The sequence below is a fragment of the Pseudomonas sp. S32 genome (assembly GCF_016648095.1).
GTDB classification, from domain to species: Bacteria; Pseudomonadota; Gammaproteobacteria; order Pseudomonadales; family Pseudomonadaceae; genus Aquipseudomonas; species Aquipseudomonas parafulva.
The window spans coordinates 56049-71707 of sequence record NZ_JACVVF010000016.1; the positions used below are offsets into that span (position 1 = coordinate 56049).

Here is a 15659-nt window from a genome sequence, read left to right on the forward strand (position 1 = left end):
GCCGACAATGGGCCATCACCCATCGCCCGGATACGCGCCATGTCGCAGCCGATCTTCTTCGCCCACGCCAACGGTTTTCCATCGGCCACCTACGGCAAGCTGTTCGCTGCCCTGGCGCCGGACTACCACGTGCAGCACTTGCCCCAGCATGGCCACGACCCGCGCTTTCCGGTGGATGACAACTGGCAGAACCTGGTGGACGAGCTGTTGCATCACCTGGCGTTGCAACCGCAACCGGTGTGGGGGGTGGGCCACTCGCTGGGGGGCGTTTTGCACCTGCACGCGGCCCTGCGCCGGCCCGACCTGTACCGCGGTGTGGTCATGCTTGACTCACCCGTGCTTACCCGTGCCGATCAGTGGCTGCTGCGCATCGCCAAGCGGTTGGGGTTCATCGACCGCATCACCCCCGCAGGGCGTACGCTGGGCCGCCGTTCGGAGTTCGAGGATCGGGACAGCGCACGGCAGTATTTCGCCGGCAAATCGCTGTTCCGCCAGTTTGACCCGGAGTGCCTGGACGCGTACATCGAGCACGGGCTTCTTGAGCAGCAGCAGAAACTGCAGTTGCGCTTCGACCCCGCCACCGAAATCAGCATCTACCGCAGTATCCCCCATACCAGCCCGGCGCCTGCTCGCCATCTGCAGGTGCCGCTGGCGATGGTGTGCGGCGAGCGCAGCGACGTCATCCGCCGCCACCATACCTTCACCGTGCGTGGCATGCCGCGGGGGGAGTTTCACAGCGTGCCAGGTGGGCACATGTTCCCGCTCGAGCGGCCCGCCGACACCGCCAGCCTGTTGAAGGGGCTGTTCGACCGCTGGGGGCAGGCATGAGCGCGGCGGTGGAAGAGGTTCGCCTGAGCCTCGGCCATATCGAGCTGGCCGCCCATCTGTTCGGCCCCGAGGACGGCCTGCCGGTCATTGCTCTGCATGGGTGGCTGGACAACGCCAACAGCTTCGCGCACCTGGCCCCACGGCTGAAGGGCCTGCGCATCGTGGCGCTGGACCTGGCAGGCCATGGGTACTCGCAGCATCGCCCCCCGGGTGCCGGTTATGCGCTGGCAGACTATGCCCATGACGTGCTGCGGGCGGCTGAGCAGCTGGGTTGGCAGCGGTTCGCGCTGCTTGGGCATTCGCTGGGGGCCATCATCTGCGTGCAACTGGCCGCTGCCTTGCCCGACCGGGTCAGCCACCTTGCCCTGATCGACGGCGTGATCCCGCCCACCGGCGGTGAACAGGATGCCGCCGAGCGACTGGGCATGGCGTTGCAGGCGCAACTGCGGCTCGATGGCAAGCGCAAGTCGGTGTATGCCACCCAGGAGCAAGGCGTGCACGCCAGGATGAAAGGCATGGTGGCCGTCAGCCGCGAGGCCGCCGAGCTGCTGGCCCAGCGGGGCCTGATGCCGGTGCCGGGGGGTTACAGCTGGCGCAGCGACAGCCGCTTGACCCTGCCATCGCCGGTGCGCCTCAGCGAAGCCCAGGCGATGGCCTACGTGATGCGGGTCAGTTGCCCGGCGCGGCTGGTGGTTGCGCAGAGTGGCATGCTGGCACGCAACACGGGGCTGCTGGAGCAGCTACCCTTCGAGCAGGTGACACTGCCCGGTGGCCATCACCTGCACCTGAACGATGAGCAGGGGGCGCAGCTTGTCGCAGACTGTTTCAATCGCTTCTTTGGCTTTGCTTGACTTGCACCGGACAAGTGTCGAGGCTTGGCGGGTTGATCAGGGAGACAACCATGCAACTGCCAGACATCCACATGCTTCACCTCGGCGCCGCGCGCCGCGTGGTTCGCCAATGAGCGCGCCCATTGCCCTGCGTTGCGCCTTGGCGGCCGGCCTTGCGCTGGCCAGCCCGCTGCTGTGGGCCAGCAGCCTGCCGGTGCCGGTAGATGCCAAGGTGGTCGACCAGCGGCCATCGGTGGAGCAGGAGCGCATTTACCCCATGGGCCCGCTGCGCAAGATCAGTGGCCGCCCGCGGGTTGAAAACAAGGTCGAAAGCCGTGGCCAGGTCAGTTCGGTTACCTACGAACTGCCGGTCGAACGCACCGCCCGCGAAGCGTTCACCAGTGCCCGCGAGGCCCTGCAGCAGGCGGGCGGCTACCCGCTGTTCTGGTGCCAGGGCCGCGATTGTGGCGAGGCCAGCATCTGGGCCAACGACGTGTTCGCCAATGCCCGCCTCAATGGGGGTGACGAGCAGCAGGCATTTATCCTGCTGCGCCGCTCCGCAGAGCAAGCCGACACCCTGGTCGCGCTGTACAGCGTCACCCGCGGCAACCGCCGTGCCTACCTGCATGTCGAAGAATTCGTCGCAGCCAGCCCGCTTGGCGATCTGTTGCCCACCGCCGCCACCGTACTGCGCGAAATGCGCGACACCGGCAAGCTCGACTACCCGGACCTGGCAGCGCCCAACGCTGACTGGGCCACCCTGTTGGCGCGTAGCCTGAACCTCGACAGCACGCTGCGGGCAAGCCTCAGCGGTGCCAAGGCCGAAGACTGGCGCCAGGCACTGATAAAGGCCGGGGTACGCAGTGCGCGCCTTGAAACGGGTGATGCGCCAACCGATGGCCTGCACCTCGAACTGATCCGCTGAACGAGCAACACCATGCTTAACAACGACCGCCTGCTGGTCCAGATCCTGCTGCTGGCACTGCTGGGCGCTGGCCTGTGGGTCATGGCGCCTTTCATCTCGGCCCTGTTATGGGGCGCGATCCTGGCCTTTGCCAGTTGGCCGGTGATGCGCCTGCTCACCCGCGCATTGGGCGGTCGAGAAACCCTGGCAGCCAGCCTGCTGACCACCGCCTGGATTCTTATCGTGGCCCTGCCGCTGGTATGGCTGGGCTTCAACCTGGCCGACCACATTCGTGACGCCACGGCATTCGTGCGGGATGTGCAGGTCGACGGCCTGCCAGACGCCCCCGCCTGGGTAGGCAGCCTGCCTTTCGTCGGTGAAGGGCTGGTGAGTGGGTGGCAGTCCCTGGACCAGCAGGGCGCTGCACTGCTGGCGTCGGTCAAGCCTTACCTGGGGCAGGTGGGCAACTGGTTGCTGGCCCGCAGCGCGCAGATCGGCAGCGGGGTGCTGGAGCTCACCCTCAGCCTGGTATTCGTGTTTTTCTTCTACCGTGACGGCCCACGCCTGTCGGCGTTCGTGCTGCGCCTGCTGCACCGGCTGATGGGCGAACGTGCCGAGTACTACCTCAACCTGGTCGCTGGCACCGTGCAACGGGTGGTCAACGGGGTGATCGGCACTGCCGCGGCGCAGGGCCTGCTGGCCATGATCGGCTTCCTGATTGCGGGTGTGCCCGGCGCCATCGTGCTGGGCCTGGTTACCTTCATGCTCAGCCTGATCCCCATGGGCCCGCCGCTGGCCTGGATTCCGGTCACCGGCTGGCTGGTGTGGAAGGGGGATTACGGCATGGCCGTGTTCATGAGCATCTGGGGCACCTTCGTCATCAGCGGCGTGGACAACGTGCTCAAGCCCTACCTGATCAGCCGCGGTGGCGACCTGCCCTTGGTCATCGTGCTGCTGGGCGTCTTCGGCGGGCTGTTGGCCTTTGGCTTCATTGGGCTATTCATCGGGCCGACATTGCTGGCGGTGGGCTACAGCCTGCTGCTGGACTGGAGCCGCAATGCCGAACAGCCGCCGTCTGCCTGACGCCCCGTAGGCAGGCCCAGGTCAGATCTTTACGCATTCTTTATACCAAGCCCCCCTGAGCGATCTCGCCCCTTTACGCGCCTGAACCGGACAATTCCCCCAAAGCGGCCACTGCCGCACCAAGGGGAGAACCATTCATGAACGTACTCGACGGGTTGTCACTGCTGCTGGCAGTGGCATTGGCGGTTTACCTGCTGGTGGCGCTGTTGTGCGCCGACCGCAGCTAGGTGGCGGCCATGCACAGTTACGACGTCGCGTTGCTGCTGGCTTTTTTTGCCATCGTCCTGTTACCTGCACCCTGGCTCGGGCGCTTCTACTACAACGTCATGGAAGGCCAGCGCACCTGGCTCACCCCCGTGCTGGGCCCGGTCGAACGGGCGTGTTACCGCTTGGCAGGGGTGTCACCAGGGCATGAGCAGGGCTGGTGGCAATATGCGCTGGCCCTTGTGGCTTTCAACCTGGCCGGGTTCGTGCTGCTGTTCGGGGTTTTGTTGCTGCAAGGCCATTTGCCCCTGAACCCCCAGCACCTGCCAGGGCAGGAATGGTCACTGGCACTCAACACGGCCGTGAGCTTCGTGACCAACACCAACTGGCAGGCCTACAGCGGCGAGGCTTCCGTCAGCTACCTGAGCCAGATGCTCGGGCTGACCGTGCAGAACTTCGTCAGCGCCGCCACAGGCCTGGCAGTGCTGGTTGCCCTGTGCCGCGGCATTGCACGGCGCACGTCGGCCACGTTGGGTAATTTCTGGGTCGACCTCACCCGTGCCACCCTTTACGGCCTGTTACCCCTGTGCCTGGTGCTGGCGCTGCTGCTGGTGTGGCAGGGCGTACCGCAAACCTTCACCGACTATGCCCATGCCTTGACCCTGCAAGGTGCCGAACAGGTCATCCCGCTGGGCCCTGCTGCCAGCCAGATCGCCATCAAACAGTTGGGCACCAACGGCGGTGGCTTCTTTGGCGTCAACTCGGCGCACCCGTTCGAGAACCCCACGGCGTTGAGCAACCTGCTGGAGGTAGGCGCGATCATCCTCATCCCGGTGGCCTTGGTGTTCACCTTCGGCCACTACGTGAAAGACCTGCGCCAGAGCCGCGCGATTCTGGCCTGCATGCTGGCCCTGTTCCTGATCGGTGGTGCCACCGCGCTGTGGTCCGAACACCAGCCCAACCCGGCCCTGCAAAGCAGCCAGGTGCAGCAGACCGCACCGCTGGAGGGCAAGGAAAGCCGCTTCGGCGTAACGGGCTCGGTGCTGTGGACGGCTACCACCACGGCCGCTTCCAATGGTTCGGTCAATGCCATGCACGACAGCCTCAACCCACTGACCGGCATGGTCGCCATGATCAACATGATGGTCGGTGAGGTGATCTTCGGCGGGGTGGGGGCGGGCCTTTACGGCATGCTGCTGTTCGTGTTGATCGCGGTGTTCCTGGCCGGGCTGATGATTGGCCGCACACCCGAATACCTGGGCAAGAAACTGCAGGCCCGTGAGGTGCAACTGCTGGTGGCGACCCTGTTGGTGATGCCGGTCGGCGTGCTGGTGCTCGGGGCCATCGCTGCCAGCCTGCCAGGCCCTGCGGCGGCCATCAGCAACCCAGGGCCCCACGGCTTCAGCCAACTGCTGTATGCCTATACCTCGGGTGCTGCCAACAACGGTTCGGCTTTCGCCGGGTTTGGCGCCAACACCGTGTTCCACAACCTGATGATCGCGCTGGCGATGCTGATCGGGCGCTTCGGCTACATCCTCCCGGTGCTGGCGCTGGCCGGTAGCCTGGCGGCGAAGCGCAGCGCTGCGCAGGGGCTTAACAGTTTCCCGACCCATGGGCCGCTGTTCACCGGCCTGCTGCTGCTGACCATCCTGCTGGTAGGGGGGCTGACCTTCCTGCCCACACTGGCCCTTGGGCCGGTCGCCGAACACCTGAGCCAGGTCTACTGAGGACTCACCATGAACATGCCCATTCCTGAAGTGAAGGCCCGGCACGCCTCCGTCGACCAGACCCGCCTGGCTGCCCTGTGGCGCCCGGCCCTGGTGCAGGCGTTCATCAAGCTCGACCCGCGCCAGCTCAAGCGATCCCCGGTCATGCTGGTGGTGGCCATCACCGCGCTGCTGACCACGCTGTTGTGCCTGGCACCCGACAGCGGGGTGAGCACGGGCGTCGCCGTGCAGATCGCGCTGTGGCTGTGGTTTACCGTGCTGTTCGCCAATTTCGCCGAAGCCTTGGCCGAAGGCCGCGGCAGGGCCCGCGCCGACAGCCTCAAGGCAGGCAGCCAAGGCCTGGCTGCCCGGCGCCGCCTGGGCGATGGCAGCTACGAGACGGTCGCCGCCAGTGCGCTGCGCAAAAGCGATGTGGTACGGGTGGAGGCTGGCGAGATGATCCCCGGCGACGGCGAGGTCATCGAAGGCATCGCCGCCGTCAACGAGGCCGCCATTACCGGTGAGTCCGCCCCGGTGATTCGTGAGTCGGGCGGGGATCGCTCGGCGGTTACCGGCAACACTCGGTTGGTGTCTGACTGGCTGGTGATCCGCATCGTCAGCAACCCCGGTGAATCGACCCTGGACCGAATGGTGGCCTTGGTCGAAGGCGCCCGCCGGCAGAAAACCCCGAACGAGATTGCCCTGGACATCCTGCTGATCGGGCTGACCCTGGTATTTCTGATCGTGGTGGTGACCTTGCAGCCGTTCGCCCACTTCGTCGGTGGCAGCCTGCCGCTGATTTTCCTGGCCGCGTTGCTGGTCACGCTGATCCCCACCACTATCGGCGGGCTGCTCTCCGCCATTGGTATCGCCGGCATGGACCGCCTGGTACGCCTGAACGTCATCGCCCGCTCGGGCCGCGCAGTGGAGGCGGCCGGCGACGTGCACACGCTGATGCTCGACAAGACGGGCACCATCACCTTCGGCAACCGCCGCTGCAGTGCCTTGCATGCGGCACCTGGCATTACCCCGCGCGAGCTGGGGGAGGGCGCCTTGCTGGCGTCGCTGGCCGATGACACGGCCGAAGGCAAATCGATCGTGGAATACCTGCGCCAGCAGCATGACTTCGTCGAACCGGCTGCTGGCCAGTTCGACCCGGTGGCATTCACCGCGCAGACGCGGCTGTCGGGCATTGATGTGGGCCCGCGCCACTACCGCAAGGGCGCGGTGGACGCGGTGCTGGCCTTCGTTGGCATGCAGCGCCTGGACGTGCCAGCCGCGCTGGCCCGCGAGATAGAACGCATTGCCCAAAGCGGCGGTACACCATTGCTGGTATGCGTCGACAAGCGCCTGCTGGGGGTGATCCACCTCAAGGATGTGGTCAAGCCGGGTATCCGCGAGCGGTTTGCCGAATTGCGCAAGCTGGGTATCCGCACCGTGATGGTGACCGGTGACAACCCCCTGACGGCCGCTGCCATCGCCGCCGAGGCGGGGGTCGACGACGTGCTGGCCGAAGCAACGCCTGAGAAGAAGCTGGCCCGCATTCGCCAGGAGCAGAACGACGGGCGCCTGGTCGCGATGTGCGGCGACGGGGCCAACGACGCCCCAGCGCTGGCCCAGGCAGACGTAGGCATGGCCATGAACGATGGCACCCAGGCTGCCCGCGAGGCCGCCAACATGGTCGACCTGGACAGCGACCCCACCAAGCTGCTGGACGTGGTGCAGGTGGGCAAGGCGCTGCTGGTGACCCGTGGCGCACTCACCACCTTTTCCATTGCCAACGATGTGGCCAAGTATTTCGCCATCCTGCCGGCGTTGTTTGCCGCCATCTACCCGCAACTGGGGGCGCTGAACCTGATGCACCTGGCCAGCCCGCAGAGCGCGATCCTGTCTGCCATCGTGTTCAACGCATTGATCATCGTGGTGCTCATCCCGCTGGCGCTGCGCGGGGTGCGGGTGCAGGCCGCCAGCGCCGCGCAGCTGCTGCGGCGCAACCTGCTGATCTACGGGCTGGGCGGCATCGTCGTGCCGTTCGCCGGGATCAAACTGATCGACTTGCTGCTCAACGCCTTGCACCTGGTCTGAGGAGGCCAACATGAATGCTTACCTACGCCCGGCCTTGAGCCTGGTGCTGTTGATGACCCTGTTGACGGGTGCGCTGTACCCCCTGGCCGTGACCGGTATTGCCCAGCTTGTGTTCCCCACCCAGGCCAACGGCAGCCTGGTGCGTGACGAGCAGGGCCAGGTGCGCGGCTCGGCGTTGATCGCCCAGGCGTTCACGGGCGACGCGTGGTTCCATTCGCGGCCTTCGGCAGGCGCCTATGCCACCGTCGCCAGTGCGGCCAGCAACCTGTCGCCGGGCAACCCGGCCCTGGCCGAGCGGGTGAAGGGCGACGCTGCGCAGCTGTACCAGGCGCAACTCGGGCCGGTACCGCTGGCGCTGCTCACAACCTCTGGCAGCGGCCTGGACCCGCACCTGCCGCCAGAGGCTGTGGCCTACCAGATCCCGCGCGTGGCAGCAGCGCGAAACCTGCCCCCGGCGCGCTTGCAAGGCCTGCTGGAACAGGCCACCCTGCACCCGTTGATTGGCCCGCCGGTGGTCAATGTGCTGGCGCTCAACCAAGCATTGGCACGCCTGAGCGACTAGCCGTCGAGACAATGCCAGGCACGCGCGCAGCTCGCGACGGCGTGCCCAGCAGGCCCGAACGACGCACCTCACCCAAGCAGAACCCCAGGACCTAAACATGAGCGATTCCGCCCGCGCCGACGCCCTGCTGGCCACGCTCCCGCGTACCGGCCGGGGCCGCTTGAAGGTGTTTCTCGGCGCTGCCCCCGGTGTCGGCAAGACCTTCGCCATGCTCAAGGACGCCCACGCCCGCCAGCGCCAGGGCCAGGCGGTGCTGGCGGCAGTGGTGGAAACCCACGGGCGCGCCGAAACCGAGGCGCTGCTGGCAGGCTTGAAACAGCAACCCCTGCTGCGCAGCCAGTACCGCGGCGTCACCCTGGAGGAGATGGACCTTGATGGCGTGCTTCAGGGCGCAGCCGGCCTGGTACTGGTCGACGAGCTGGCCCACACCAACGCCCCCGGCAGCCGCCATGCCAAACGCTGGCAGGATGTGCAGGAACTGCTGGCCGCCGGTATCGATGTGTACACCACCCTCAATGTCCAGCACCTTGAGAGCCTCAATGACAAGGTGCAGGACATTACCGGCGTGCGGGTCCGCGAAACCGTACCGGACTGGGTGCTGCAGGATGCCTTCGAACTGCTGCTGATCGACCTGCCGCCCCGCGAACTGCTGGAGCGCCTGCGTGCCGGCAAGGTCTACGTACCAGAGCAGGCGCGGGCGGCGGTGGATGCATTCTTCTCGCCGAGCAACCTCAACGCCCTGCGGGAACTGGCCATGCAGGCCGCAGCGGCCCAGGTGGACGTGGATGTTGCCCAAGGTTACCGACAGCGCGGTGAGGCGGCGCCTGCCTTGCGTGGGCGCTTGCTGGTGGGTGTTGACGGTGACGATCAGGCTGAACGGCTGGTGCGTCATGCCAGCCGTGTGGCGCAGCGTCGGCACCTGCCGTGGAGCCTGGTGCATGTGGACAACGGCGGGGTACGTGACGAAGCAGGCCGCCAGCGCCTGCAAGCGGCGCAGCAGCTGGCCGAGCGCCTGGGCGGCGAGGTGGTGGTGCTGCGGGCAGGGGAGGTGGCGCACACGTTGATCCAACACGCGGCCGAGCGGCGCGCCAGCCTGGTGCTGGTGGGGCAGACCCGACAGCGCCTGCGCCGGCGGCTGTTCGGGGCGGGCGTGGCCACGCGGCTGCTGCGTGCCAGCCACGGCCTGGAGGTCAACGTACTGGCCCGTGACGCGCAGCGCCCGGCACCAAGGCCAGTGGTGCGGCAGGTCTGGGTGTGGCGTCATTACGTGCTGGCGCTGTTGGCTACCGTGACGGCAGCCGGCCTGGCCTGGGCGGTTGCCAGCGTGCTGGCGTTGCCCAACATATCGCTGGTGTTTCTGGCGGCAGTGCTGCTGGTGGCAGTGCGCAGCAGCCTGGGCCCTGCGTTGGCGTGCGCGCTGTTGTCGTTTCTGGCCTACGACTTTCTGTTCATCCCGCCGAATTTCTCGTTGAGCATCCAGCGCGAAGAAGACGTGCTGACCTTGGTGTTCTTCCTGCTGATGGCTGCACTCACCGGCAACCTGGCGGCCCGTCAGCGCCGCCAGTTGCAGGCCCTGCGTGAAACCCAGGCGCAAACCAGCCAGTTGCTCGACCTGTCACGCCGGCTGACGGTGGCGACCGACCGGCAGGCGGTGCTCACTGCGGCCAGCCAGTACCTCGATGGCCAGCAAGGCTTGCAGGTGTGCCTGCTACAGCGCGATGCCGAGGGCCAGTTGCAGGTGGCCAGTGGCGAGGTGCCGCGCTTCAGCGCCACTGAACAGGCGGCGGCGCAGTGGGCCTGGCAGCATTGCCAGGCGGCAGGCCGCGGCAGTGATACGCTGCCCGATGGCCGCTGGTGGTGGTGGCCATTGGTGGTCGATGAAGCCCCCCTGGCGCTGCTGGGCGTTTGCCTGCGCTCCGGCGAGCCCCTGGGCGACCCGCACCGGCGCCTGCTGCGGGCGTTGGGACAACCCTTGGCCCAGGCCTTGGCCCGCGCGGACCTGGCCGAACAGCTGGAGGCGGCGCGCCTGCAAGGTGAAACCGAGCAACTGCGCAGTGCCTTGCTGGCATCGGTGTCCCACGACCTGCGTACGCCGCTGACGGCCATGCGCGGCAGTATCGACAGCCTGTTGGCACTGGGCGAAGCGATCCCGGTGAGCGACCGCCGCGAGCTGTTGGAGGGCACCCGCAACGAGGCGGAACGCCTGGACCGCTACATCCAGAACCTGCTGGACATGACCCGCCTGGGCCACGGCAGCCTCAAGCTGGCCCGTGACTGGGTAGCCCCGGCCGACATTGTCGGCAGTGCCTTGCAGCGCCTGCGTGCAGTGCTGGCGCCCTTGCAGGTGCACACTGACGTGCCTGCGCAATTGCCGCTGCTGTTCGTGCACGCCGCGCTGATCGAGCAGGCACTGGTCAACGTGCTGGAAAACGCCGCGCGCTTTTCGCCGCCTGCAGGCCGTTTGCAGTTGCAGGTAACCGTGCACCACCCGCAATTGCGCATGGCCGTCAGCGACGAAGGGCCCGGTATTCCCCTGGCTGACCGGGCGAAGATCTTCGACATGTTCTACACCGCCGCCCGTGGCGACCGGGGCGGGCAGGGCACCGGGCTGGGCCTGGCGATCTGCCAGGGCATGATCGGTGCGCATGGGGGGCAGATTCTGGTCGACGACGGCATTGATGGTAAGGGCACCTGCATCACCCTATGCTTGCCGCTCCCCGTCCAACCTGAAAGCGAAAGTGAAATGCCATGAGCCACACCGCCACCTTGCTGGTCATTGATGACGAACCGCAGATTCGCAAGTTCCTGCGCATCAGCCTGGCATCCCAGGGCTACAAGGTGCTCGAGGCGGCCACCGGCGCCCAGGGCCTGGCCGAGGCCGCCTTGGGCAAGCCTGACCTGGTGGTACTCGACCTGGGGCTGCCAGACATGGACGGCCAGCACGTGCTGCGCGAGCTGCGTGAATGGAGTGCGGTGCCGGTGATGGTGTTGTCGGTGCGCGCCAGCGAACTGCAGAAGGTGGATGCCCTGGACGGTGGCGCCAACGATTACGTGACCAAGCCGTTCGGCATCCAGGAGTTTCTGGCGCGGGTGCGGGCGCTGTTGCGCCAGGTGCCGCAAGCAGAGGGCGCCGAGGTTGCACTGCGCCTTGGGCCGCTGACCGTGGACCTCGCGTTTCGCCGTGTCACCCTCGGCGGCGTCGAGGTGGCCCTGACGCGTAAGGAATATGCGCTGCTGGCGCAGCTGGCCCGCCACCCAGGCCGGGTCATCACCCAGCAGCAGCTGTTGAAGGATATCTGGGGGCCCACCCATGTGGACGACACCCACTACCTGCGCATCGTGGTCGGGCATCTGCGGCAAAAGCTTGGCGACGACCCGACTGCGCCGCGCTACATCATCACCGAACCCGGGGTGGGCTACCGGCTGGCGGCGCCGGCGGGTTGAACCGGCCGGCAAGTGGCCTCATGCCCTGGGCGGCTCCTGTTCGAACAGTTTGCGCATGATCTCCAGGTAGCGCCGGGCGCCGAGCCCCAGCGGGCGCGGTTTGACCCAGATGATGTCTACCCACAGGCGCAACCGGCTGGCCATGTTGTCGAAGCGCACTTCGGCCAGCGCGCCAGAGGCGATCAGCGGTTCGACCAATGGCTGCGGCAGGTAAGCCCAGCCCAGCCCAGACTGCACCAGGTCCAGCGTGGCCAGGTAACTGTCGGTCAGCCAGATATGCCGTGACAACACCATGCGCGGGTCGGAGCCTGTGGCCTTGCCGGATGCCACGATGATCTGCCGCTGCTCGGCAAAGGCCTCTTCAGGCAGGGGCATGCCGCCGTTCTGCCCTGCGGGATGGCGCGGTGAAGCCACGGCCACCAGCAACTGGCTGCCTGCTTCCAGGAAGGATTCGCGCTCGTCGATGCCAGGCCTTTCGAACACCAGGGCCAGTTGCACACTGCCGTCATGCAGCAGGCGGATGGCCTCGGTCTGGGTGGCGGAGCGGATCTCCACTTCCAGGCTGGGAAACTCCTGCGCCAGGGCCTGCAGCGGCTGGCTCCAGGCGCCGGTTTGCAACTCGGGGGCCATGGCGATGGTGAGGCGTTTTTCCAGGCCCTTGTGCAGCTGCAGCGCCTGGGCATCCAGCAGGTTCAGCTGGCAGATTACCTGCCTGGCCTGCGGCTCCAGCGCCAACGCGGCGCTGGTGGGCAGGGCCTTGCGCGTGGTGCGGTCGAACAGCGCAAGGTCCAGCTCGGCCTCCAGCTGAGCGATCGCCATGCTGACGGCCGATGGCACCCGCCCCAGCTTGCGTGCCGCAGCTGAAAAGGAGCCCGCTTCCAGCACCGCCAGGAAGATTGCCAGGGAGTCGCTGGTGAAGGCCATGGTGGTTACCTTGAAAGCACAGACGCGGGGCTTGGAGGGTAGGGGATGCAGCATGAAAAAGCACTTCGGCGCCCAAGCTTGCAAGCGCCAACTGCTTCAAGGCGAACACCCAACCATCACACCCCTTCAGCCAACACCCGGTCAATGCTGTCGACAAAGTAATCCACGCTGGCCCGCGTCGTGCACATCGGTGGCTTGATCTTGAGAATATTCAGGTAATCCCCCGTGGGCTGCATGAAAATACCCAGGTCACGCAAGCGATTGCACAACACCATGGTTTCCTCCGTGGCCGGTTCCAGGGTGTGGCGGTCACGCACCAGCTCAAGCCCAAGGTAGAAGCCTGAGCCATGGGCAGCGCCCACCAGTGGGTGTCGGTCTACCAGCGCCTGTAGCCTGGCCTTGAAGTAGCGGCCTGTGTCGCGGGCGTTGTCCCACAGGCCTTCATCTTCCATCACATCCAGCACCGCCATGCCGATGCGGCAACTCACCGGGCTGCCGCCGGCCGAAGAGAAGAAGTAACCCTCGGCCTCAAGGGCTTCGGCAATTTCGCGGCGGGTGATCACCACGCCGAGGGGCTGGCCGTTGCCCATGCCTTTGGCCATGGTGATGATATCCGGCACCACGCCCTGCTCTTCGAAACCCCAGAAATACTCACCCAGGCGGCCGTACCCCACCTGCACTTCATCGGCGATGCACACCCCGCCACGGGCCCGTACGCTGGCGTAGGCGGCTTTCAGGTAGCCGGCCGGCAAGGCGATGCCACCGGCATTTCCGTAGACCGGCTCGCAGATGATGCCCGCCAACTGCCGGCCGGTGGCGTCAAGGCTGGCCAGCTTGGCGTCCACGTCGCGCAGGTAGTCGGCGGCGCTGTCGGCACCGCGAAAGCGCCCGCGGAAGGTGTTCGGCGCTTCCACCGGGTGCACCCAGCCGGGGCGGGTTTCCAGGGCTTTGGGGTTATCGGCGATGGAGGTGGAAATGGCATCGGTGGCCACCGACCAGCCATGATAGGCCTCCAGCACACTGAGCATGTCGCGCCCACCGCTGTAGGCCCAGGCCAGGCGGATTGCCAGGTCGTTGGCCTCGGTGCCGCTATTGACCATGAACACCCGGTCGAAGCCGTCGGGCGCCAGGTCAAGCAGCCGCTCCGAGAACTCGGTAATGGCCGCATAGTGGAAGCGTGAATTGGTGTTGAGCAACGACCATTGCCGCGCCGACTCGGCCACCATGCGTGGGTGGCCATGGCCCAGCACGGCCACGTTGTTGAGCATGTCCAGGTACGAGCGGCCCTGCATGTCGATCAGGTAATTACGCCAGCCCCGCTCGATGTGTGGCGGTTGGGCATAATAGTGTTTCTGCGAGCGGGCAAAGCTGGCATCGCGCCGCGCCAGCAGCGCCTGTGGGTCTGGCAAGGGATCGGCGTCGCAGTCAACGCCCAGCAATGCTGCCGGCGAGGGGCACAAGGCCAGCCAGGCCTGGGCTTGGGCGGGCGTGGCGAAGAACGGCGGCCGCAGGCTGCTGTCCAGGCACAGCTGTACGCTCAGCCTGTCACCGGTTTGTCCAAGGGGCTCGCCCTGGTGCACGCGTTGCCCGTCCAGCAGGCCTGTGCTCAGCCCGTACAGCCACAGGCTCCAGCGTGCAGTGCGCAAGCAGCCGGCGCCGTCATCGTGGGCCTCCCAGGTACCGGCCTGGGGCGCCTGCACCGGGCTGCCTGGCGCCAGGTGCAGCTCCACGCCCAAGGCGCAGGTGGCGGGCGCTTCAGCGCGGTCAATATGGGTTTGAGACAGGCGATACTGCCCGTGCAGCGTGCATGCAGGCATCGCCTGAGCGGCCAGCAGGCGCTGGTCGAAACCGGGTTGCTCCCAGTTGCCGGCTTGGCAGTGGGCGCTGAGCACCCCCAGGTCGAGCCGGGTAACAGGTTGCCCGGCCAAACCAGGCAGCAACGGCAGGCAGCCGTCCAGCGCAGGGCCCTCGGGTTCCAGGCCCGCCGCCTGGAGAATGGCCGCTTCCATAAGGGCCAGTGGCACGGCCATGGCCGTGTCGAAGATGGCCCATTCATGCGCGACATTGTCACGGGTGTACTGGTTGCCGGGGTCGACGGCCAGCTGTTGGGCGCTGCTCAGCACCAGCACGGCGGCGCGCTTGAGCACCAGCGGCCAAAGGGCGCACAGCTCCGCCTCGGTCAGCGGGTTGACTGCCTGGTAAGCGCTCACCGCGGGCAGGATCATGAACGGGTCGCCGTCGGCATGGTGCAGCAGGGCAGAACAGGTGACTGACAGGTCGGCGATGCGCCAGGTGCGGATGAGGTCACCGAAATCGATCACGCCCTGCAGCCGCCATTGACGCTGTGGGTCCAAGGCCCACACGGTATTGTCATCGGTGATGTCCAGGTGCACAGCCTGCGTAGGCAGCCGATCGACCAGCGGCGCCAGGCGCTCACCTGCCACCCGGGCGGCTTCGTGCAGGCGGGCGCGCTGGCCGGCGTCTTCAATCAACGGCAGCAAGTGGTTGATCAAGGTGCGGGCATGACGGGGGTCCCATTGGAGCGTACGGGCCAGCCCCGGGTGGTCGAAACCGGCAAGCGCGCTGTCGACCTGTGCACAGAGTGCGCCCAGGCGGCCCACCACGTCCGGTGACAGGTGGGCGACACGGGTCAACGGCTGGCCGTCGAGATACTCCAGCAAGCGTACACGCAGCGGCTGCTCACCGACGTTCACTGTCAGCAGGGTGTCGCCGCTGTGTGCTGCGATCACCGCAGGCACGGGCAGGCCTTGGGCCTTCAGATGATCCAGCGCGGCATGTTGCGCCTGCAACTCGGTTTCGGCGTAGCTGCCGTGGCAGGCCTTCAGCACGTAACGCCCTTGCGACGTTTCCACGCGCAGGTTGAAGTCCTGCTGGCTGCCCAGCGCCTGCAGCTCACCCGAAATGCCGTAGTGCGCTTGCAACAGGGTGGCGGCCTGGCTGGCACTGAGCACCGGGCTTGCCAGGCTGGCCCGCACAGCCAGTTGGTCGATCAAAGGTATAGAGGCATCAGCAGGAAGGTTGTGCATGGGGCTACCGTCATCGAGGTGGAGGCAGCCCGTATTTATGCG

12 protein-coding genes are annotated in these 15659 nt (G+C 66.6%); 10 read left to right on the forward strand and 2 right to left on the reverse strand.

All coding sequences use genetic code 11. The features are described 5' to 3' along the window. Positions 1-39 precede the first annotated feature (39 nt). From IAE38_RS11300 to IAE38_RS11345, 10 genes are all read left to right on the forward strand, one after another. On the forward strand, positions 40-828 hold the full coding sequence (locus IAE38_RS11300) for an alpha/beta fold hydrolase (protein WP_201217610.1): 789 nt from the start codon (positions 40-42) through the stop codon (positions 826-828). Beyond that, positions 825-1679, forward strand: coding sequence for an alpha/beta hydrolase (locus IAE38_RS11305; RefSeq protein ID WP_201217612.1), 855 nt, complete (start codon positions 825-827; stop codon positions 1677-1679). The genes IAE38_RS11300 and IAE38_RS11305 overlap by 4 nt, the downstream gene beginning before the upstream one ends. A gap of 109 nt (positions 1680-1788) precedes the next feature. Beyond that, on the forward strand, positions 1789-2583 hold the full coding sequence (locus IAE38_RS11310; RefSeq protein ID WP_201217614.1) for a DUF4892 domain-containing protein: 795 nt from the start codon (positions 1789-1791) through the stop codon (positions 2581-2583). A 12-nt stretch (positions 2584-2595) separates the two neighbouring features. After that, positions 2596-3645 (forward strand): AI-2E family transporter, encoded by a 1050-nt coding sequence (locus tag IAE38_RS11315; RefSeq protein ID WP_201217616.1) that lies wholly within the window; start codon positions 2596-2598, stop codon positions 3643-3645. 137 nt (positions 3646-3782) lie between these two features. Beyond that, positions 3783-3872 carry a K(+)-transporting ATPase subunit F gene (kdpF, locus tag IAE38_RS11320; RefSeq protein ID WP_033727914.1) on the forward strand — a complete coding sequence of 30 codons (90 nt, stop codon included), beginning with the start codon at positions 3783-3785 and terminating at the stop codon, positions 3870-3872. 9 nt (positions 3873-3881) lie between these two features. Continuing rightward, a complete protein-coding gene (gene kdpA, locus IAE38_RS11325; RefSeq protein ID WP_201217617.1) occupies positions 3882-5576 on the forward strand; it encodes a potassium-transporting ATPase subunit KdpA in 1695 nt (564 codons plus the stop codon). Between the two features lie 9 nt (positions 5577-5585). Beyond that, positions 5586-7640, forward strand: coding sequence for a potassium-transporting ATPase subunit KdpB (gene kdpB, locus IAE38_RS11330; protein ID WP_201217619.1), 2055 nt, complete (start codon positions 5586-5588; stop codon positions 7638-7640). Between the two features lie 10 nt (positions 7641-7650). Then, the gene (kdpC, locus tag IAE38_RS11335; protein WP_028632247.1) at positions 7651-8202 is read left to right on the forward strand and encodes a potassium-transporting ATPase subunit KdpC; all 552 of its coding nucleotides are present in this window, start codon (positions 7651-7653) and stop codon (positions 8200-8202) included. A 97-nt stretch (positions 8203-8299) separates the two neighbouring features. After that, positions 8300-10954, forward strand: a complete 2655-nt coding sequence (locus IAE38_RS11340; protein ID WP_201217621.1) for a sensor histidine kinase — start codon at positions 8300-8302, stop codon at positions 10952-10954. Further along, on the forward strand, positions 10951-11646 hold the full coding sequence (locus IAE38_RS11345; protein WP_201217623.1) for a response regulator: 696 nt from the start codon (positions 10951-10953) through the stop codon (positions 11644-11646). The genes IAE38_RS11340 and IAE38_RS11345 overlap by 4 nt, the downstream gene beginning before the upstream one ends. 18 nt (positions 11647-11664) lie before the next feature. On the opposite strand, the gene IAE38_RS11350 is transcribed toward IAE38_RS11345, so the two are convergent. Both IAE38_RS11350 and IAE38_RS11355 read right to left on the reverse strand, forming a co-directional pair. Next, entirely contained in the window at positions 11665-12570 is a 906-nt protein-coding gene (locus IAE38_RS11350) for a LysR family transcriptional regulator (RefSeq protein ID WP_201217624.1), read from the reverse strand. 116 nt (positions 12571-12686) lie between these two features. Continuing rightward, on the reverse strand, positions 12687-15617 hold the full coding sequence (locus IAE38_RS11355; RefSeq protein ID WP_201217625.1) for an aminotransferase: 2931 nt from the start codon (positions 15615-15617) through the stop codon (positions 12687-12689). Between the last annotated feature and the right edge of the window lie 42 nt (positions 15618-15659).

Excerpts from the sequence above, each read along its gene's own strand:
- IAE38_RS11350 (WP_201217624.1), bottom strand. The coding sequence starts at position 12,570 with ATGGCCTTCACCAGCGACTCCCTGGCAATCTTCCTGGCGGTGCTGGAA.
- IAE38_RS11315 (WP_201217616.1), top strand. The coding sequence starts at position 2,596 with ATGCTTAACAACGACCGCCTGCTGGTCCAGATCCTGCTGCTGGCACTG.
- IAE38_RS11310 (WP_201217614.1), top strand. The coding sequence starts at position 1,789 with ATGAGCGCGCCCATTGCCCTGCGTTGCGCCTTGGCGGCCGGCCTTGCG.
- kdpC (WP_028632247.1), top strand. The coding sequence starts at position 7,651 with ATGAATGCTTACCTACGCCCGGCCTTGAGCCTGGTGCTGTTGATGACC.
- IAE38_RS11305 (WP_201217612.1), top strand. The coding sequence starts at position 825 with ATGAGCGCGGCGGTGGAAGAGGTTCGCCTGAGCCTCGGCCATATCGAG.
- kdpF (WP_033727914.1), top strand. The coding sequence starts at position 3,783 with ATGAACGTACTCGACGGGTTGTCACTGCTGCTGGCAGTGGCATTGGCG.
- IAE38_RS11300 (WP_201217610.1), top strand. The coding sequence starts at position 40 with ATGTCGCAGCCGATCTTCTTCGCCCACGCCAACGGTTTTCCATCGGCC.
- IAE38_RS11355 (WP_201217625.1), bottom strand. The coding sequence starts at position 15,617 with ATGCACAACCTTCCTGCTGATGCCTCTATACCTTTGATCGACCAACTG.
- kdpB (WP_201217619.1), top strand. The coding sequence starts at position 5,586 with ATGAACATGCCCATTCCTGAAGTGAAGGCCCGGCACGCCTCCGTCGAC.
- IAE38_RS11340 (WP_201217621.1), top strand. The coding sequence starts at position 8,300 with ATGAGCGATTCCGCCCGCGCCGACGCCCTGCTGGCCACGCTCCCGCGT.
- kdpA (WP_201217617.1), top strand. The coding sequence starts at position 3,882 with ATGCACAGTTACGACGTCGCGTTGCTGCTGGCTTTTTTTGCCATCGTC.
- IAE38_RS11345 (WP_201217623.1), top strand. The coding sequence starts at position 10,951 with ATGAGCCACACCGCCACCTTGCTGGTCATTGATGACGAACCGCAGATT.